We start from the raw sequence: 19,522 nt of genomic DNA, 5'->3' as shown, positions 1-19,522 counted from the left end.
GCCTGCCCATGCGCCTCCTGCTGCCCCTCCTCGTCCTGGTCGCGATGGTCGCGATGCTCATGCTGCGCGGCTACGTGCACACCGAGATCCTCGCCGACCACCGCGTCCGGCCCGAGGCGGGCACGGACAAGGTGCCGGAGAAGATCCTCGACGGCGGCCCGGTCATCGACACCCGCAGCGGCCGCGCGACCAGCCTCGGCGTCCCGGACCACCGTCTCGTCCTCACCTTCGACGACGGACCGGACCCGACCTGGACCCCCAAGGTCCTGGACGTCCTGAAGGCGAACCACGCCCACGCCGTCTTCTTCGTCACCGGAGCCATGGCCTCGCGCTACCCGGATCTCGTCGAACGGATGGTGAAGGAGGGCCACGAGGTCGGCCTGCACACCTTCAGCCACCCCGACCTGTCGTACCAGTCCAAGAGCCGTATCGACTGGGAACTGTCGCAGAGCCAGCTGGCGTTGGAGGGGGCGGCGGGCATTCGCAGCTCCCTCTTCCGTCCCCCGTACTCCTCCTTCGCCGACGCCATGGACGACAAGTCCTGGCCGGTCACGCAGTACGTCGGAACCCGCGGCTACATCACCGTCGTCAACAACACCGACAGCGAGGACTGGCAGAAGCCGGGCGTCGAGGAGATCATCCGCCGGGCCGCGCCCAAGGGCGGCAAGGGCGCAGTCGTCCTGATGCACGACTCGGGCGGCGACCGCCACCAGACCGTGCAGGCGCTGGCCGAGTTCATTCCCCGACTCCAGCGGCAAGGCTACGCGTTCGAGAACCTCACCGAGGCGCTCGACGCGCCGAGCGCCAACACCCCGGTGACCGGCCTCGACCTGTGGAAGGGACGGGCCTGGATCTTCCTCGTCCAGGCGTCGGAGCGGGTCACCGACGTCCTGGTCGTCGGGGTCGCCGTCATCGGTGTGCTGGTCTTCGCCCGCTTCGGGATGATGCTCCTGCTCTCCGCGCTGCACGCCCGTCGGGTCCGCCGCAGGGACTTCCGCTGGGGCCGGGCCCCGGTCACCGAAACGGTGTCGGTGCTGGTCCCGGCCTACAACGAGGCCAAGTGCATCGCGAACACCGTGAACTCCCTCGCGGCGAGCGAGCACCCTCTGGAGATCATCGTCATCGACGACGGGTCGAGCGACGGCACCGCCCGCATCGTCGAGGACCTCGACCTGCCGAACGTACGCGTCGTGCGCCAGGCCAACGCCGGAAAGCCCGCGGCCCTCAACCGGGGCCTGGCGAACGCCGGTTGCGACATCGTCGTGATGATGGACGGCGACACCGTCTTCGAACCGGCGACCGTACGCGAACTCGTCCAGCCCTTCGCCGACCCCGAGGTCGGCGCGGTCGCGGGCAACGCCAAGGTCGGCAACCGGGACTCGCTGATCGGCGCCTGGCAGCACATCGAGTACGTGATGGGCTTCAACCTGGACCGCCGCATGTACGACATCCTGCGCTGCATGCCGACCATCCCGGGCGCGGTCGGCGCCTTCCGCCGCTCGGCCCTGGAGCGCGTCGGCGGCATGAGCGACGACACGCTCGCCGAGGACACCGACGTCACGATGGCCCTCCACCGCGACGGCTGGCGCGTCGTCTACGCCGAGCGGGCGCGGGCCTGGACCGAGGCCCCGGAGTCCGTCCAGCAGCTCTGGTCCCAGCGCTACCGCTGGTCGTACGGCACCATGCAGGCGATCTGGAAGCACCGCCGCGCGCTGGTCGAACGGGGCCCGTCGGGCCGCTTCGGCCGGGTCGGCCTGCCCCTGGTGTCCCTGTTCATGGTCCTGGCCCCGCTCCTCGCGCCCCTGATCGACATCTTCCTCGTGTACGGAGTCGTCTTCGGCCCGACCGGGAGGACGATCCTCGCCTGGGCCGGCGTCCTCACCATCCAGGCGGTCTGCGCGGCGTACGCCTTCCGCCTGGACAAGGAACGCATGTCCCATCTGATCTCGCTCCCCCTCCAGCAGGTCCTCTACCGGCAGTTGATGTACGTCGTCCTGCTCCAGTCCTGGATCACCGCCCTGACCGGCGGCCGGCTGCGCTGGCAGAAGCTGCGGCGCACGGGTGTCGTGGGGGCGGCGCCGGGATCGGTCCCGCAGCAGCCGCGGGTGTCGCACACCGGGAACGAACGGAGGCCGGTCGGATGACCACGCACGAGTACCCGGCGGGGGCGACTCCGCCCCTGGGGACCCCCGGACCTGCGGTCCCGTACCCGCGGGCGGAGACGGAGGCGGAGGCGGGCCAGGAAGGGAAGCCGGCCCCGCGCCGCCCGGGCCGTGACCGCTATCTGGACCTGCTCCGCTCCATGGCGCTGGTCCGTGTGGTCGTGTACCACCTGTTCGGCTGGGGCTGGCTGACGGTCGTCTTCCCCTCCATGGGCGTGATGTTCGCGCTGGCGGGCTCCCTGATGGCGCGCTCACTGAGCCGGCCGTCGCTCAGCGTGGTCCGGGGGCGCCTGCGGCGTCTGCTGCCGCCGTTCTGGGCGTTCGGCGCGGTGGCGCTCGCCATGATGTTCCTCGCCGGCTGGAACCCCGTGAAGGACCCCGACCTCGGCGGCACCTGGGGCCTGGTCGACCTCCTCAACTACGTCGTCCCGGTCGGCGCCCCTCCGTTCCCCTGGCATCTCGGCTCCCCGTCGGGCCTGCTGGAGGACACCTGGGCCGTCCAGGGGGCGGGCGTGCTCTGGTACCTGCGCGCGTACCTGTGGTTCGTGGTCGCGTCCCCGTTCATGCTGTGGGCGTTCCGCCGTGCTCCGTGGGCGACCGTGCTGGCGCCCCTCGCCGTGACGGCGGTGGTCGGCACCGGGCTGGTCACCATCCCCGGCGAGACCGGCAACGCGGTCACCGACTTCGCCGTCTACGGCGGCTGCTGGATCCTCGGCTTCGCCCATCACGAGGGGATGCTCGCCAAGGTCCCGCGTTACCTCGCCATCTCGTGCTCGGCCCTGATGATGGCCTTCGGCCTGTGGTGGGCCTCGGGGCATCTGGGCCCCGACGGCTGGGACCTGAACGACATCCCGCTTGCCGACGCGATGTGGTCCTTCGGATTCGTGGTGATCCTGCTCCAGTACAGCCCGTCGTGGCAGGAGCTGCCGGGCCGCCTCGCCCGGTGGGACAAGCTGGTGACGCTGTCCAACAACCGCGCGGTCACGATCTATCTGTGGCACAACATGCTCATCATGGCCACGGTCCCGATCCTCGACCAGCTGTACAACCTTCCCTTCATGGGGAGCGACGCGGCGACGGCGGCCCTCGACGCCACGTACACGCTGTGGATGTTCGTCCTGGTGTGGCCGCTGATCGGCCTGACCATCCTGGCGTTCGGCTGGATCGAGGACATCGCGGCCGGACGCAGCCCACGCCTGTGGCCGAACGGCTCCAAGAGCCGCGGATCCGAGGGACGTCCGGCGGAGCGGCGCCGCGGGGCCCGGGTGCGGCGCCAGCCGTTCATCTGACGCCGTCACTCGATCGGGGGTTTCAAGGGGGAAGAGTTCGTCACTGTATGCACCTTTATGACCCCCTCTCCACGGCCTCCCGGCACCCTTTGTCCCGAAACGGCCGTGCCGGCTCCGGCTAGCGTCACAGCGCACTCGCCGAGATCCGGGAGAGGTGGAGGGCGTGGCGGAGCGGCTGGCCGTGGACGGCGACGAGCTGTCCCACTTCATGAAGATGCTCAGGGCGTCGACCGAGTCCTTGCGGGGCCTTCGCCGGGCGTTGCAGGACGCGACGGTCACCGGTCTGGGCACGGACGATCTCGACCGTGCCTGCGAGGACTTCCAGGGCGACTGGAAGTACGGCGCCGACCGGATCGGTGAACAGACCGAGGACCTGGCCCGGATCATCGGGAAGAGCCGGGACGGCTACCGCGAGGTGGACAGGGCCCTGGAGCAGGCCCTGGGGAAGGCCGGGCACGGCGGGGGCGGCGGTACGAGGTGACCCCGCGCGTCCCCGGCCCCGAGTACCCCCATCTCGGGTTCGACCCGGTGCCCGGCAGTACGGAGACCGTGAGCGGCCTGCGCGACAAGCTCACCGGGTGCGCGGCCGTTCTCGAAGAGGCGCATGGGCTCGTCACCCGGCTGATGGACGGCAGCTACTGGAAGGGCGACGCGGCCGTCGCCTTCCGCGAGCAGCTCGACGGCGGGCCGCTGCCGTCGAACCTGAAGAACGCGGCTCGTTCCATCCGCAGGGCGGCCGGGCAACTCGGCCGCTGGGAAGGCGAACTGGACGACTTCCAGCGGCGGGCGAAGCGACTCGAAGGGGACGCGAGGGACGCACAGGACGCCGTGGACCGCGCGAAGGGGCACGCCACGAAGGCGGGGGACAGTCCCGACCTGCACGGGAAGGGCGCCGCGCACGACGAGGCGCGGCAGGCGCTGACCAAGGCGAAGTCGGCGGTGGAGGAGGCGGAGGAGGCCCTGCGGGGGATTCGCCACAAGGCCCGCGAACTCGCCGGGGAACACGAGAACCGGGCCCGGCTTCGGGCGGGCAGGATCCGCGACGCCACGAAGAAGCTGGCGCCCCATGAACCGGGCTGTTTCGACTCGGCACTCGACTGGATCACCGAGAACCTCCCGGACATCCTGAGCACGCTGGGGGCCGTGATCGGGTTGGTCGCGTTGTTCGTTGTTTCGGGAGGGACGCTGGCTGCGGTGTTGCTGTTGGCTGCGTCGGCGCTCAGCGCGGCGGCGCTGACTATCCGAGTTTCTGAGGACCCCACGGTGTGGGCATCGCTGAGAGACGGCTTCGCCAAGGGCGAGCTCGACACCGACTTCTGGAGCAACCTCGTGACTGTTGGGGGTGACGCTCTCGGAATGGTTCCCGGAATTGCCGCAGTGGGCAAAGGCGCGGCGGTTGGGCTTCGCGCTGCGAGCGAGACGGGTGATGCTCTCTCGCTCGGCCAACGGATCATCCGTACGGGGAGCAGCACCATGGAGCACGCGAAGTCCATTTCGAGCCTGGACAATGCGCTGCTCGGCTTTACGATTCGTGGCGCCAGAGCGGCACAGATCACGAGAGGGATCGAGGTCACCTCGGCCTCGGTCGGGGTCGGCACCGCAGGCCTCGGCCTCGCCCTGAGCACTGTGAACACCGACGACGACGGGATCAAGGACGGCTCGGTGGCGGGTATCGATGGCGCCAGGCTCGGCCTTGATGCCGGAGGGCTCGTCAATCTCGCCCGTCATGTCTTCTGACTTCCGAACAGAGGAAAGGCGTCACATGACCCCCACCGAGTACCCGACTGCGTGGGATCACCCCCCGACCAGAAGAGCCTTTGTACTGCACCTCGTGATGATCGTTCTGCGTTTCGTGGGCTGGATCGCTCTCTGGGTAGGCGCGTTGGCCTTCCTGGTCGTCTATCTGTCCCCGGGATACACCCTGCTCTTCGTCCCGTTACTGGGCTATGCCACCTTCCGGGCGGTCCTCCAACTCGCCTACATTCGGCCCTCTGTTCAGATTCAGCGTGTTCTCTGGGAGTACCCCTGGCAGGTTCTGGACGGTGTTCCCCGGGGGCGGAATCGGCATCCTGGGGTGCAAGAGGACGAGATGTGGCTGGAGTTGCCCAACCCCGAGGAGCCGGGGGAGCGGATTCCGCTGCTGTTCCTTTCCGGGATGCGCACCTTCTGGTGGATGCGCCGCTTCGGCACCGCCCGCACGAAACCGGAACTGAAGGCGGAGATCGAGCCGCTCTGGTTCGCGGGCGACCCCCGTTTCATCGCCGTCGTCGCGGCTCCGGCCCGCAACGGAAAGGCGCCCAAGCGGCTCCACCTGCTGTATCAGCGCACGGCCACGGGACGCCGGGGCATCGAACCCACCGACTGGAACGCGAGCCCCGACGCCCTCGAACGCGCGCGCCGTTCCGGAGCCCACGTCCCCGACGCGGTGCGCCCGCACGCGCGTCCCCACTGACCGCACCCGGCAGGATTCGATGACCACGGCTGACCACTTCACCGTCGCGGACTCGGCCGAGGACCCCGAGGCCGAGATCTGGTTCGCGGAACCGGCCGGCTTCACCGCCGTTCCCCTCGACGCGCTGCTCCCCGCAGGAAATTCCCCGGCGGCGGAGGAGTTGCGCAGCGCCCTCGATCCGTTCCTCCGGTCCGCTCCCGACGAGCTGGCGCGGCAGCGGTTTATCGACCGGTTCACCCAAGGGCGGCGACTGCTCGGCGCGTTGCGGGAGGAGGGAACCGTGCACTGCTCGATCGGGCTGCACCGGGACGACGTCGGCGAGGGCGTCGGGCGCGACGGCTCGCCGTTGCTGTCGTTCTTCACCGTCTCCTGGCGCGCCACGGCGGTGGCGCCGCGCGCGGTGACGGCCGCACGCGCGGTGAGCGGGCTCGGCGCGGGGGCGCTCATCGAGTACGCCGAACTTCCGTGTGGACCAGCGACGTTCAGTGAGAGCGTGCAGATCCCCGCGGCCGTGGAGGGGCTTCCCCGGACACCTCTGGCCCAGTTCCGGGCCCATCTTCCGCATCCGGACTGCAAGCGGCTGGCGGTGCTCACGCTGAGCACGGCCGCGGTCGGGCACCGTGAGCAGTACCGGGTGATCCTCCGCCGGATCGCGGCTCTGACCAGCTTCGAGGATCCGTGGGCTTTGCGGTCAGCAACTGGGTGAACCGGATCGCGGGCCGACGTCGGCCAATCGAGTGCATCTGGAGGCCAGTTGGAGGCGCTTTGGCCCTCTATGGTCCGTCACTGTTACTCGCTTGGCACCATTCGCGCTGGTGTCGTCGCACAGGCCCCCGCTAGCGTGTTGGTGCCCTTCCGCACCCCACGCCGCACAGGAGTCTGCCGTGAGCCGCCGTTCCCGTCTGTTTGTCACAGCCGCTGTCGGAGCGTCGGCCGCGTTGCTCTTGACCGCGTGCGGAGGGGGTGCCGACAAGCCGAAGGCCAACGACAAGATCGCCGGCGCGGACGGCGGCAGCACGGCCTCTGCCTCCGCCAGCCCGAGCCCGACGCAGCAGACGGGGCGCCCCGAGATCACCTTCCCCGCAGGCGTCAAGAACATCTTCGAGGATCAGAAGACCGGTGACTCGGTGAAGGACGCCGTCCTCGCGGACAGCGCCCTCAGCGTGAACTCCATGGACGACGCGATCTTCCAGGGCAGCGTCAACACCAAGCCGCTCGGCTTCTACAACTCCGGCAAGGCGCTCAACGCCGCGATCACCTATGTCCAGGGCTACCTCGACAAGGGTGACACCTGGGTTGGTACCACCCGGTACTTCAACCGGCGTGTGACCTTGTCCGGCAGTACGTCGGCGACCGTCGTCTACTGCTCGGACGAGAGCAAGTCGTTCCTCAAGAACCGGAAGACCAAGAAGACCAAGAACACGCCCACGACCGCGGACAGCTACGTGCTCTACAACGCCAAGCTGGCCCGGAACGGCCAGGGAGTGTGGCAGACGACGGACATCATCTCGGACCGGGGGGCCAAGGCATGCCAGCCGTGAAGCACGTGTCCAAGGCGGCGGCGGCCGCGACGCTGATGGCCGCGGTGGCCTTGACTCCCGGAGTCGCCTACGCGGGCGGACGCGGGGGTGACGGCAACGTCGGACAGACGCAGGCGCACGGCAACTCGGACGGAAACGGCACCCTCTCGGCCACCGCCGGCGTCGTAGTCTTCGATCGGTCCAAGAACGGGGCCGGTGGATCCTCCGGGCCGGTGGCCGCCTCCTCCGGGAACTGGACCCCGCCCGCCTGCTACTACGCCCCGAAGTACACCCCCGACCAGCTCCAGAAGTACCTGGAGCCGATCTGGAGCGCCGAGTCCACCGGCCCCCAGTGGGACCAGGAACAACGGGACAAGTACGTCAACGGCGGCTTGGCCAAGGACTTCAACAAGGACAAGACCGGCAAGGGCTACTGGTGGGACTCGTACGTCACCGAAGGCCGTGAGGGCGACCCGCACGCGCTGGACTGCACGGAGTCCATCTTCTGGGTCGACAAGGGCGCGGCCCCGCCGGCGAACATCCCGCGGGCGGTCACCCCGGAGACGCTGGCGCAGCTCGCCTACGGGGAGATACGCGTCCCGTCGACCAAGGTGGACCTGGCTCCCGCGGGTACGACGAAGGTGAACCTGCCGACGTGGGCGTGGCTGGACACGGCCGAGTTCAAGCCGGTCTCGGTGACCGCCTCCGTTCGCCTGCTGAACATCAGCGCGACGACCACCGCGGAGCCGGTCTCGCTGAAGATCGACCCCGGCACGGCGGACGCGCAGACCTATCCCGCCTCGGGCGTCTGCGAGATCGACGCCGACCACATCGGCGAGGCGTACGCCAAGGGCAGGGCCGGGGACACGCCGCCCTGCGGGGTGAAGTACCTGCGTTCCTCGGGCGACGGCTCGTACAAGCTGCGGGCCACCATCACCTGGAAGATCCACTGGACGGGCACCGGTGTGCCGAACGCGCGGAACCTCCCGGACGGAACCTTCGGAGCCGACCAGGACGTCGTGGTGCAGGAGATCCAGTCCATCAACCGCTGAGGCCGGCCGGCGGGACCACCGCCGGCGTGAATGCCCGCATGCGACGGGGGAGTTGGGGGAAGCGTGAGCAAGCGGCAGATCCGGAAGATGTTCCGGCTGATGGCCCAGGGGCAGGCGGTGGAGCTCACGAGCCCGATGGCCTCCGTGCGGAAACTGGCCCGACTCGCCTTCATCGCGCAGCAGTTCGGCTACGAGTACGCGGATGTTCGCCAGGGCGCGGGCCGCAACAACGCGCTCACCATGCTCATCGTGCCCGACCCCGGCCCGCAGGCCCAGGCGCGTGCCGCGCAGAACTGGGCGCAGTATCCGAAGGCGGGGGACGGGGTGTCGTTGCCGCCCGTCGTCCCCGACGCCCTCGAACTCCTCAAGGCCCGCATCAACTTCGACCTCACCGGCAAGAACGCCGAGAAGCGGATGACGTACGCGGCGCTCGGCCTCACCGTGGGGTGTGCCGCCCTCGCGGTGCGGGCGGGCGGGAGCTCCGTCGCCTTCGCGGTGGCCGGAAGCCTGTGGGCCGTGCTGATGGCCGTCCTCGGCGTGGGTCTCGTCGTCACGCGCAAGCGGAACGCCAAGTTCGCGGCGCTGCTGCGTGCCGCCGGGTTCGCGCCGGTGACGGAGGAGGGCGGACGGGTCCGTTATCTGCCGCCGACGGCGGGATACGGGGCACAGCCCACCGGTCCGTACGGCCCCTACACCCCGTACGGTCCCCCTGCCCCGTACGCCGGACCGCCCCCGTACGCCGAACAGTCCCCGTACACCGGACAGCCCCCGTACACCGGACAGGCCCCGTACGCCGGCCCCGCTCCCCAAGGTCCGTACGGCCCCTACGCCCCGTACCCGGCCCAGCCCGGCCCCGTACCCCCGCAGCCGCCCCGGTAGATCCCGTCCGGCCGGCTAGTCCTCCCAGATCTCCGGCAGGGCGAACGCGGCGAAGACAGTCGGGAGTTGGAAGACCACGGTGTGGCTCACCGCGCCCTGGTCCGCCGTGAAGACCTGGAGGGTGTGCAGGCGGTGCGCGTCGTCGCCCGGGACGCGGACGTACGCCGCCAGCGCGGGCTGGCCGTTCGCCGAGGTGGGGCGCAGCCGCCAGTCCGTGCCGCGCATCGCGAAGACGCGGGCGATGAAGGCGACGTAGGCGTCGGGGCCGACGTACCAGTTGAGGACCGGGGGCATCTCCAGCACGACGTCACGGGTGAGCAGCGTGCGCAGGGCGTCGAGGTCGGCGGCCTCGAAGGCGCGCAGATAGCGGTCGATCACCGCGCGCTGCTCGTGGTCCGGCGGTTCCGTCACCTCGTCCTCCGACAGACCGGCCTCTCCGAGTCGCGCGCGGGCCCGTTGGAGCGCGCTGTTCACGGAGGCCGTCGACGTTTCGAGGGCCTCGGCGACCTCGGTCGCCGGCCAGGCCAGGACGTCCCGCAGGATGAGGACCGCCCGCTGCCGCGGGGGCAGCAGCTGCATCGCGGCGACCAGGGCGAGACGCAGGCTGCCCCGGGCGGCGACCACGCCCGCGGGATCGCCGGCCACTGCGCCGAAGGCGCGCCCGGTCGCACCCTGGTCCGGGAACGGTTCCAGCCACGGCACCTCCGCCCCCAGGGTCATCGGCGCCCCCGGGTCCTCCAGCGCGCCCACCAGGCCCGACGGCAGAGGTCTGCGGGTGCGGCCGCGCAGCGCGGTCAGACAGCGGTTGGTGGCGATGCGGTACAGCCAGGTGCGCAGGGACGCGCGGCCGGGATCGTAGCGGTCGTAGGCGAGCCAGGCCCGCAGCATCGTCTCCTGCACCAGGTCCTCGGCCTCGTGGACCGACCCGACCATCCGGTAGCAGTGGGCCAGCAGCTCGCGACGGTAGGGAGCCGTCCGCTCCTCGAAGCCCTCGCGCCGCCCGGAGTCGCCTTCGCGCGGCCCGGAGTCGCTCTCGCGCGCCCCGGCGCCGTCGTCGATTGCCCCGGCGCCCTCGTGGCCGCCGTCGAAGCCGTCCCCGTCGAAGCCGTCCCCGTCACGTGCCTGCATCGTCCGCTCCTCGGCCGCGTCCCGTCACTCACCGGTACCTACCTCCGGACCCGCCCGAAGTCATCGCCCCGGCACCGATGAGTCCGCGACGGCCCGGAAGTACATATCGGCGCCGAACCCGATCGAGCGAGAGGAACCATCATGACCAGCACCGACGACAGCCAGGACGTCCGGACCGTCCTCGACCGTCTCTACTCCGCCTGGGCCGACTACGACGCCGACGCCTTCGCCGAGCTCTACACCGAGGACGCGACCGTCGTGATGCCGGGCGTCTTCAACGACGGGCGCGAGGAGATCCGCGCCTACATCGCGGCCGCGTTCGCCGGACCGCTGAAGGGATCCCGGCCGCTGGACGACCCCCGGCGGATCCGCTTCCCGCGCCCCGGCACGGCCGTCGTCGTCAGCGAGGCCGGGATCCTCCTGGACGGGGAGAGCGAGGTCCCCGCCGACCGGCAGCACCGGGCGACCTGGGTGCTCGTCCGCGACGGCGCCGACGGGCCCTGGGCCATCACCTCGTACCACAACGCGGCCGTCTGACCACCCGGGCGGGCCCGCCGCACGGCACGGCCCGCCGCACGACCCTCACCCGGTTCCGGACCCGTCCTCACCGCCGGGCCCGGCACCGGGTGAGAGCAACGTTCCCTTCAGGTCACTCACAGCCACAGCGCGGAAACGCGCCCTCCCTACCTTCGGGAAACAGCAGGTCGGCAAGCCCGGAGAACCAATGGAGGCGTGAGATGACTGCCCCAGCCACGAGTACGGCCCCCGCGCGGGGCGGCCGCTGGATCGAGGAATGGGATCCGGAGGACGAGGTCTTCTGGGCCGAGCGGGGGGAGCGGACCGCCCGGCGCAATCTGCTCTTCTCCGTGCTGTCCGAGCACATCGGGTTCTCCGTGTGGACCATGTGGTCGGTGCTGGTCCTGTTCATGGGCCCGGAGTACGGACTCACCCCGGCCGACAAGTTCCTGCTCACCTCGATGGTGACGCTGGTCGGCGCGGTGGTGCGGGTGCCCTACACCTTCGCCGTCGCGCTCTTCGGCGGCCGGAACTGGACCATCGTGTCCGCGAGCCTGCTGCTCGTGCCGACCGTCGCCGCGTTCGTGGTGATGAAGCCCGGCACCTCGTTCGGCACGTTCCTCGTGGTCGGCCTGCTGGCCGGCATCGGCGGCGGCAACTTCGCCTCCAGCATGACCAACATCAACGCCTTCTTCCCGCTGCGCAAGAAGGGCTGGGCGCTCGGACTCAACGCGGGCGGCGGCAACATCGGCGTCCCCGTCATCCAGCTCGTGGCGCTCGCCGTCATCGGCGCGAGCGGCGGGCCCCGGGTGCTCCTCGGGATCTACATCCCGCTCGTCGTCGTGGCCGCCGTCCTCGCCGCCCTGTTCATGGACAACCTCGCCACCGTGAAGAACGACACCGGTGCCGCCGTGGACGCCGCGAAGGACCCGCACACCTGGATCATGGCGTTCCTGTACGTCGGGACGTTCGGGTCGTTCATCGGCTACGCCTTCGCCTTCGGGCAGGTGCTCCAGGTCGAGTTCGGGCGCACCCCGCTCCAGGCCGCCTACCTCACCTTCGTCGGCCCCCTGCTCGGTTCGCTGATCCGGCCCGTCGGAGGATGGCTCGCCGACCGCTACGGCGGCGCCAGGATCACCCTGTGGAACTTCGTCGCCATGGCCGCCGCGACCGGGGTCCTGGTGTTCGCCGGCAGGGAGAAGTCACTGCCCCTGTTCGTCTCCGTCTTCGTGGTCCTCTTCGTGCTCAGCGGACTCGGCAACGGGTCGACGTACAAGATGATCCCCGGCATCTTCCAGAAGAAGGCCGCGGAAGCGGGCCTCGAAGGGGAGGAGGCCGTTCGCCACGGACGGCGGCTCTCCGGGGCCGCCATGGGGCTCATCGGCGCGGTGGGCGCGCTCGGCGGCGTCGGCATCAACCTCGCCTTCCGCCAGTCGTTCCTCGACTCCGGATCCGGCACCGGCGCCTTCGTCACCTTCCTCGCCTTCTACGCCGTCGCCTTCACGGTCACCTGGGCCGTATACCTTCGCCGCCCGGCCGCCTCGACCCCGGCGGACACCACCGCCGCCGAGACGAAGGCCCAGCTCAGCTACGCCGAGGTATGACGTAACACGCCCGACATCGCCTTGATCCGAGCCTGTCACGGTCCGTTGACAGGCTCGGACCGGCCACGACGTACGACAGCACAGACCCGTACGACGACTCGACGAGCGCGAGACGAGAACCCATGGACGACGAACAGCAGCGACCCGGACACGGGCCTCTCTCCGGGTTCACCGTGGGGGTGACGGCCGCGCGCCGGGCCGACGAACTGGGCGTGCTGCTCCAGCGGCGCGGGGCCACCGTCGTGCACGCGCCGGCCCTGCGGATCGTGCCCCTCGCCGACGACGGCGAACTGCTCACCGCGACCAAGGAGTTGGTCGACAACGCGCCGGACGTGGTGGTGGCCACCACCGCCATCGGATTCCGCGGCTGGGTCGAGGCCGCCGACGGCTGGGGCCTGGGCGAGGAACTGCTGGCACGGCTGCGGAGCGTGGAACTGCTCGCCCGCGGACCCAAGGTCAAGGGCGCGGTCCGCGCCCAGGGGCTGACCGAGCAGTGGTCGCCGTCCTCCGAGTCGATGGCCGAGGTGCTCGACCGGCTGCTCGACGAGGGCGTGGACGGCCGCCGTATCGCCGTACAGCTGCACGGTGAACCGCTGCCCGGGTTCGTCGAGTCGCTGCGCGCCGCCGGCGCCGAGGTCGTCCTCGTGCCCGTGTACCGGTGGATGCCTCCCGAGGACATCGCCCCCGTCGACCGCCTGCTCGACGCGGTCCTCACCCGTGGCGTGGACGCGCTGACCTTCACCAGCGCGCCCGCGGCGGCCTCCCTGCTGTCCCGGGCCGAGGAGCGGGGCCTGCGCGCGGAGTTCCTCGCCGCGCTGCGCCACGACGTCCTGCCCGCCTGCGTCGGCCCGGTCACCGCGCTGCCGCTCCAGGCCGCCGGCCTCGACACCGTCCAGCCCGAACGCTTCCGGCTCGGCCCCCTCGTACAGCTGCTCTGCCAGGAACTGCCCGGCCGGGCGCGGACGTTGCCCATCGCCGGGCACCAGGTGGAGATCCGGGGCCACGCGGTCGTGGTGGACGGGGCGCTGCGGCCCGTGCCGCCCGCCGGGATGTCGCTGCTGCGCGCCCTCGCGCGGCGGCCCGGCTGGGTCGTGGCCCGCGCCGAACTGCTGCGCGCGCTGCCGGGGTCCGGCCGTGACGAACACGCCGTGGAGACCGCGATGGCCCGGCTGCGCACGGCACTCGGCGCGCCCAAGCTGATCCACACCGTCGTCAAGCGCGGCTACCGGCTGGCGCTCGACCCGGCCGCGGACGCCAAGTACGCCGACGCCTGAGGCCGCCTGTGCCGCAGCGGGGCGGCGGCGAGACAGGCCAGGGCGAGCGTCGACGACACGGCCCGTACGACGTTCCAGGCCACCCAGGTGTCCTCGAACCGGTCGCGCACCGCGGCCGGGTCGGTGATCCGGGCGGGCGGACCCGCGTCCGCGAGGGCGTCGTTGAGCGGGACGTTGACGGTCACGGTGACCGCGAACGCGAACGTGTACGCGATGAACGCGGCCAGCACCCACCACCGGTCCGGCGCGCCGCGCGACTGCCAGGCGGCGACCGCCGTCAGGACCAGCGCGCCGAGGAAGCCCAGGAGGAACACCGGGTTCTGGATCACCTCGTCGATGTTCTGCATGACCTCGATGAACACCCGGTCGTCGCTGCGCGCCAGCGCCGGCATCACGGCGCAGGCGAAGACGTAGAAGACCCCGGCGATCAGGCCCGTGGCGACCGTCGCCGCACCCAGTACCGCGGCGGCGGGGCCGCTTCGCTCCGTGCTGTTGTCCGTCATGTCCCCCAGTCAACCGGCGCCCCGGAGAAGGGGACATGGCCGAGGAGCGCGGCCGCATACGCGGGAGTCCACGGCGCGTCCGGCCGGAAACGCCGGACGCCCGGTGCGCATCCGGCACGCATCCGGTACGGGACCGGTGCCGAGTCTTCCGGCGGGGCGTCCGGGGATGCACTGTAGGGGGTACCACGGCAGGTGACCCCAAGGCGGTGACAGGCGCATGGCATCGGGCACGGCCACGGCCACGGCCTCGTACGAGCTGCGGTTCGACTCCGGGCGGATCTGCCTGGACCTGACGGCGACCACCCATCCCGAGGAACGCCTCGACTCGGCCGCCCGGTTGAGCGCCTGGGTCCTGGCCTCGGGACTGGTGCCCGCGGGCACCGCACTGGCCGCCGTGGACGCCTCGTGGCTGCTCGGCTTCCGGGAACTGCGCGGACACGTCTCCCAGTTGGTCCGCGGCGAACTGGACGGGCGGCCCGCCGACGGCGCGCTCGCCCGCGTCAACCACGCGGCCCTGGCGGCTCCGCCCGTCCCGTGGGCCGTGCGTGCCGACGACGGCTCGCTGCGGCCGGGGCTGCGCACCCCGCCGTACTGCGGTGAACTCCTCGCCGTGGTGGCCCGGGACGCCCTCGACCTGCTCACCGACCCGCAAGCGCGTGCGAGTCTGAGACAGTGTGAGGGTGACAACTGCCCGATCGTCTATCTCGACACCTCGCGCGGCCGACGCCGACGCTGGTGCTCAAGTGAGGTGTGCGGCAATCGGGAACGCGTGGCCCGCCACCGGCGCCGGGCCGCCCTGGCACGCGCCTGAATCACATCTGTGCGTGATTTACACGTGACTCGACGTGATCGATGCGCATTCTTTTCGCCGTCTACACATCTTCACCAGAAAAAATACTGAACACTTTGAACACCCGCGTACCAGCACACGTACCCGGTGATGAGCGACCGACTGGGGGAACCCCCGGACACCGGAGGTAGGCGTGCGCAAGGATTCAGCCGTGGCTGATGAACACAGGCCAAGGGCCCGACATCGCATGTCTCAGCAGTCTTCGTCGACCGAACCCGACGAAGAGCTGATGCGTGCGTTGTACCGGGAACACGCGGGGCCCCTGCTGGCCTACGTGCTGCGCCTGGTGGCCGGAGACCGGCAGCGCGCCGAGGATGTCGTGCAGGAAACACTCATACGGGCCTGGAAGAACGCCGGCCAGCTCAATCGAGCGACCGGTTCGGTACGCCCCTGGCTGGTGACGGTCGCCCGGCGCATCGTCATCGACGGCCACCGCAGCCGGCAGGCCCGGCCTCAGGAGGTCGACCCGTCGCCGCTGGAGGTCATCCCCGCGGAGGACGAGATCGACAAGGCGTTGTGGCTGATGACACTGTCGGACGCGCTGGACGACCTGACCCCTGCTCACAGGGAAGTACTGGTCGAAACATACTTCAAAGGGCGTACCGTCAATGAGGCGGCCGAAACGCTCGGCATTCCCAGCGGCACTGTGCGCTCACGGGTTTTCTACGCCCTTCGGTCGATGAAGCTGGCTCTTGAGGAGCGGGGGGTGACGGCATGAACACGTACGGGGGTTACGGAACAGGTGGTCCGGGAGCCATGCAAGGTCCACGAGGACAGCAAGGGTCCGGGGACAACATTCACGAGACTGTCGGCGCCTACGCGCTCGGCATTCTCGACGACATCGAGGCGACCGCCTTCGAGGAGCATCTCGCCTCCTGCGAGTGGTGCGCCCAGCAGCTCGACGAGCTCGCCGGCATGGAACCGATGCTCGCGGCACTCGCCGACCTTCCCGCCTCGCAGGGCAGCCCGGCCATCGCGGAGTCCCTCTCGGCCCGCCCGAGCCCACGGCTCGCGGAGCGGCTGGTCGACGAGGTCTCGGCGCGCCGCGCCCAGAAGCGCCGCCGCGGCATGTATCTGGTGGCGGCCGCGGCCGCACTGATCATCGGCGGCCCGCTGACCGTCATGGCGGTCAACGGCGGCGGCGACACCGGCACGAACGTGCCGCAGGCGATGCCCACCAGCCCGGCCAAGGCCGCCTTCCAGGTCATGACCGACAAGTCGTCGGCCACCGACCCGAAGACCAAGGTCAGCGCCGTCGTCGCGATCGAGCCGAAGGACTGGGGCACCCACGCGGTCCTCCAGCTCAAGAACGTCACGGGCCCCGAGAAGTGCTCCCTGATCGCCGTCGGCAAGAACGGCGAGCGCGAGACGGTCACGTCCTGGTCGGTCCCCGAGTGGGGTTACGGCACGCCCAACGCCAAGACCGAGCAGGCCAAGCAGCCGCTCTACGTCCACGGCGGCGCGGCCTTCACGCCGAACCAGATCGACCACTTCGAGGTCATGACCTTCGGCGGGAAGCGCCTGGTCGAGGTGAAGGCATGAGCGGACTCCGGGCGCGCACGTAGCCCGGCGGGCCTCCCTTCGCGTACGGTTGACGGCTGCCCAGCACGTCAGAAGGGGGCGCCCGGTGGCCGCTCAGGCTCAGCAGAAAACCGCGCTCGACTCGGTCCGCACATCCGTACCGGACGAATCCGTCAAGGACGACTCCGTACGGGACCGTGAGATCGGTGTCGAACAGGAGCACCTGGACCGGGTCTACCGGCGCCTCGAGGAGAAGATCCACGAGGCCGAGTTCCTCATGCACGACGCCGCCCAGCGCGGTCACGTCGGCACGCCGGGGGCGCTCGCGGAGCGGGACGCCCAGGTGTTCCGCGCGGGAATCCACCTGAACCGTCTCAACAACGAGTTCGAGGACTTCCTGTTCGGCCGGATCGACCTGCTCCGCGGCAAGGACGGCGTGAAGGGGCCCGACGGCGCCTACACGGCCGTGGAACCCGCCGAGGGGGCCGTCCGCGAGGACAACACCGCCGACATCGCGGAGACGCTCCACATCGGCCGTATCGGCGTCCTGGACGCCGAGTACGCCCCGCTGGTGATCGACTGGCGGGCGCCGGCCGCCGCCCCGTTCTACCGCTCCACCCCGGTCGACCCCGGCCGGGTCGTGCGCCGCCGGGTCATCCGCTCCAAGGGCCGCCGGGTCCTCGGGGTCGAGGACGACCTCATGCGCCCGCAGGTGAAGGCCTCCCTCGACGGCCGTGAGCTGCCCGTCATCGGCGACGGCGCGCTCATGGCCGCGCTCGGGCAGGCCCGCAGCCACACCATGCGGGACATCGTGGCGTCCATCCAGGCCGAGCAGGACCTGGTGATCCGCGCGCCCGCCGCGTCCGTCACCTACGTCGAGGGCGGCCCCGGCACCGGCAAGACCGCCGTCGCCCTGCACCGGGCCGCCTACCTCCTCTACCAGGACCGCCGCCGGTACGCGGGCGGCATCCTGATCGTCTCCCCGACCCCGCTGCTCGTCGCCTACACCGAGGGCGTGCTGCCCTCGCTCGGCGAGGAGGGCCAGGTCGCGATCCGCGCGATCGGCTCGCTCGTCGACGGCGTGGCCGCCACGCTGTACGACTCCCCGGCGGTGGCCCGCGCCAAGGGCTCGTACCGGATGCTGAAGGTGCTGCGGAAGGCGGCCCGCGGGGCGCTGGAGAGCCCGGCCGCGCCCGCGGGAGGCACGTCCGGCCAGCTCGCCCTGGGGGAGCCCGACGCGGCCCCCGCGGGCACGCCCACCCGGCTGCGGGTCGTGGCCTTCGGGCGCCGGCTGGAACTGGAGTCCGCCGAACTGGACCGCATCAAGCACAACGCGCTCGGCGGGACCGCGCCGGTCAACCTGCTGCGCCCGCGGGCCCGCAGGCTGCTGCTGGACGCGCTGTGGTCGAAGTCGGGCGCCGGGACCCGGCACGCGGACCCGGAGCTGGCCGCCGAGCTGCGGTCCTCCTTCGACGAGGACGTCACCTCCGAGGACAGCTTCCTGGCCTTCCTGGACGCCTGGTGGCCGGAGCTGACCCCGCGCGGGGTGCTGGCCGCCATGGCCGACGAACGGCGCCTCGGGCGCTGGGCGCGCCGGATCCTCAACCCCGGCGAGGTCCGCCGGGTGGCGCGCTCGCTGAAGCGGGACGGGTTCTCCGTGCACGACGTGGCGATGCTCGACGAGCTGGAGGCGATCGTCGGGGCGCCCGCCCGGCCCAGGAAGCGCCGCGAACTGGACCCGCTTGACCAGCTCACCGGCCTGGAGGAGCTGATGCCGGTGCGCGAGGAGACCCAGCGCGAGCGCGCCGAGCGGCTGGCCCAGGAGCGGACCGAGTACGCCCACGTCATCGTCGACGAGGCGCAGGACCTCACGCCCATGCAGTGGCGGATGGTCGGCCGGCGCGGACGGCACGCCACCTGGACGGTCGTGGGCGACCCGGCCCAGTCCTCCTGGTCCGACCCCGACGAGGCCGCCGAGGCCCGCGACGAGGCGCTCGGCACCCGCCCCAGACGCCGCTTCACCCTCACCGTCAACTACCGCAACCCGGCGGAGATCGCCGAGCTGGCCGCCAAGGTCCTCGCGCTCGCCATGCCGGGCTCCGAGTCCCCGTCCGCCGTACGGTCCACGGGTGTCGAGCCCCGGTTCGCGGTCGTACGGGACTCGCTCGCGCAGACCGTGCGCGCCGAGGCCGCCCATCTCCTCGACCGGGTCGACGGCACGGTGGGCGTCGTCGTCGCCATGAACCGGCGCGAGGAGGCCGCCCGCTGGCTCGCCGGGCTCGGGGACCGTGTGGTGGCCCTGGGAAGCCTGGAGGCCAAGGGTCTGGAGTACGACGCGACGGTGGTCGTCTCGCCCGCGGAGATCGCCGACGAGTCGCCCGCCGGACTGCGGGTGCTGTACGTCGCCCTGACCCGGGCCACGCAGCAGCTGACCGTCGTCTCCAGCGAGCGCGACGAACCCGACCCGAACGGGGTCCCCGACCTCCTGCGGGACTGACGTCCCCCGCGGCCGGGGGAGACGCGCCCGCCGTCGCCCGTCCGGCCCAGGGGCGCCGACCGCCCCGCGGCCAGGGGGCGGCGGCCCCGTCGGCCCCGCGTCCCGTCCCGGCCGAAAAGAACTCCCGGGACGGGAATTGCTCTACGGGAATCCTTTGTTACCTTTGACGTGACACCGGCCCGATCCAAGCCCCCGGGCCCAACCTTCGTCGCCACGAGCGACCACTTGCCGCGAGGCGAGCATGGCGGGTCGGTGTCATTGAACGTCGTCCCTCC

The 19,522-nt window shown here is 71.0% G+C and carries 18 protein-coding genes; 16 read left to right on the top strand and 2 right to left on the bottom strand.

Features of this window, described 5'->3' with window-relative positions; translation table 11 throughout:
• Positions 1-8 precede the first annotated feature (8 nt).
• The 9 genes from WJM95_RS12270 (at position 9) to WJM95_RS12230 (ending at position 9,354) form a co-directional block, all read left to right on the top strand.
• The gene (locus WJM95_RS12270) at positions 9-2,144 is read left to right on the top strand and encodes a glycosyltransferase (RefSeq protein WP_339135503.1); all 2,136 of its coding nucleotides are present in this window, start codon (positions 9-11) and stop codon (positions 2,142-2,144) included.
• Positions 2,141-3,451 carry an acyltransferase gene (locus WJM95_RS12265; protein WP_339129633.1) on the top strand — a complete coding sequence of 437 codons (1,311 nt, stop codon included), beginning with the start codon at positions 2,141-2,143 and terminating at the stop codon, positions 3,449-3,451. The genes WJM95_RS12270 and WJM95_RS12265 overlap by 4 nt, the downstream gene beginning before the upstream one ends.
• 163 nt (positions 3,452-3,614) lie before the next feature.
• Positions 3,615-3,932, top strand: coding sequence for a hypothetical protein (locus WJM95_RS12260; protein WP_339129632.1), 318 nt, complete (start codon positions 3,615-3,617; stop codon positions 3,930-3,932).
• A complete protein-coding gene (locus WJM95_RS12255) occupies positions 3,929-5,188 on the top strand; it encodes a putative T7SS-secreted protein (protein ID WP_339129631.1) in 1,260 nt (419 codons plus the stop codon). Before WJM95_RS12260 ends, WJM95_RS12255 begins: the two co-directional genes overlap by 4 nt.
• Positions 5,189-5,282: 94 nt before the next feature.
• On the top strand, positions 5,283-5,903 hold the full coding sequence (locus WJM95_RS12250) for a hypothetical protein (protein WP_339129630.1): 621 nt from the start codon (positions 5,283-5,285) through the stop codon (positions 5,901-5,903).
• A 19-nt stretch (positions 5,904-5,922) separates the two neighbouring features.
• Positions 5,923-6,609 (top strand): hypothetical protein, encoded by a 687-nt coding sequence (locus WJM95_RS12245; protein ID WP_339129629.1) that lies wholly within the window; start codon positions 5,923-5,925, stop codon positions 6,607-6,609.
• Positions 6,610-6,841: 232 nt separating this feature from the next.
• A complete protein-coding gene (locus WJM95_RS12240) occupies positions 6,842-7,444 on the top strand; it encodes a hypothetical protein (protein ID WP_339129628.1) in 603 nt (200 codons plus the stop codon).
• 35 nt (positions 7,445-7,479) lie between these two features.
• The gene (locus WJM95_RS12235) at positions 7,480-8,475 is read left to right on the top strand and encodes a hypothetical protein (RefSeq protein WP_339135501.1); all 996 of its coding nucleotides are present in this window, start codon (positions 7,480-7,482) and stop codon (positions 8,473-8,475) included.
• A 63-nt stretch (positions 8,476-8,538) separates the two neighbouring features.
• Positions 8,539-9,354 carry a hypothetical protein gene (locus tag WJM95_RS12230; RefSeq protein WP_339129626.1) on the top strand — a complete coding sequence of 272 codons (816 nt, stop codon included), beginning with the start codon at positions 8,539-8,541 and terminating at the stop codon, positions 9,352-9,354.
• A gap of 15 nt (positions 9,355-9,369) precedes the next feature.
• On the opposite strand, the gene WJM95_RS12225 is transcribed toward WJM95_RS12230, so the two are convergent.
• Positions 9,370-10,482: a sigma-70 family RNA polymerase sigma factor gene (locus tag WJM95_RS12225; RefSeq protein ID WP_339129624.1), complete on the bottom strand. Its 1,113-nt coding sequence runs from the start codon at positions 10,480-10,482 to the stop codon at positions 9,370-9,372.
• A 141-nt stretch (positions 10,483-10,623) separates the two neighbouring features.
• Here WJM95_RS12225 and WJM95_RS12220 point away from each other — a divergent pair, with 141 nt between their 5' ends.
• The 3 genes from WJM95_RS12220 (at position 10,624) to WJM95_RS12210 (ending at position 13,876) form a co-directional block, all read left to right on the top strand.
• On the top strand, positions 10,624-11,019 hold the full coding sequence (locus WJM95_RS12220) for an SgcJ/EcaC family oxidoreductase (protein WP_339129623.1): 396 nt from the start codon (positions 10,624-10,626) through the stop codon (positions 11,017-11,019).
• Between the two features lie 200 nt (positions 11,020-11,219).
• Positions 11,220-12,602, top strand: a complete 1,383-nt coding sequence (locus WJM95_RS12215; protein WP_339129622.1) for a nitrate/nitrite transporter — start codon at positions 11,220-11,222, stop codon at positions 12,600-12,602.
• Positions 12,603-12,724: 122 nt separating this feature from the next.
• A complete protein-coding gene (locus WJM95_RS12210; protein ID WP_339129620.1) occupies positions 12,725-13,876 on the top strand; it encodes a uroporphyrinogen-III synthase in 1,152 nt (383 codons plus the stop codon).
• On the opposite strand, the gene WJM95_RS12205 is transcribed toward WJM95_RS12210, so the two are convergent.
• Complete coding sequence (locus tag WJM95_RS12205; protein ID WP_339129619.1) at positions 13,825-14,379, bottom strand: anthrone oxygenase family protein; 555 nt, start codon at positions 14,377-14,379, stop codon at positions 13,825-13,827. The two genes, WJM95_RS12210 and WJM95_RS12205, sit on opposite strands and share 52 nt — an antisense overlap.
• Positions 14,380-14,596: 217 nt before the next feature.
• Between WJM95_RS12205 and WJM95_RS12200 the strand changes: the two genes are divergently transcribed.
• The 4 genes from WJM95_RS12200 to WJM95_RS12185 all read left to right on the top strand — a co-directional run bounded on the left by WJM95_RS12200 (position 14,597) and on the right by WJM95_RS12185 (position 19,247).
• On the top strand, positions 14,597-15,190 hold the full coding sequence (locus WJM95_RS12200; protein WP_339129618.1) for an ABATE domain-containing protein: 594 nt from the start codon (positions 14,597-14,599) through the stop codon (positions 15,188-15,190).
• A 226-nt stretch (positions 15,191-15,416) separates the two neighbouring features.
• Positions 15,417-15,947 carry a sigma-70 family RNA polymerase sigma factor gene (locus WJM95_RS12195; RefSeq protein ID WP_037619265.1) on the top strand — a complete coding sequence of 177 codons (531 nt, stop codon included), beginning with the start codon at positions 15,417-15,419 and terminating at the stop codon, positions 15,945-15,947.
• Between the two features lie 38 nt (positions 15,948-15,985).
• Complete coding sequence (locus WJM95_RS12190; RefSeq protein ID WP_339129615.1) at positions 15,986-16,771, top strand: zf-HC2 domain-containing protein; 786 nt, start codon at positions 15,986-15,988, stop codon at positions 16,769-16,771.
• An 85-nt stretch (positions 16,772-16,856) separates the two neighbouring features.
• Positions 16,857-19,247 carry a UvrD-helicase domain-containing protein gene (locus tag WJM95_RS12185; protein ID WP_339129613.1) on the top strand — a complete coding sequence of 797 codons (2,391 nt, stop codon included), beginning with the start codon at positions 16,857-16,859 and terminating at the stop codon, positions 19,245-19,247.
• Positions 19,248-19,522: the final 275 nt, after the last annotated feature.

Source organism: Streptomyces sp. f51 (genome assembly GCF_037940415.1).
Lineage (GTDB): Bacteria > Actinomycetota > Actinomycetes > Streptomycetales > Streptomycetaceae > Streptomyces.
The sequence above is the reverse complement of the archived record's forward strand: the minus strand, read 5'-3'. Positions and strand labels throughout refer to the sequence as shown.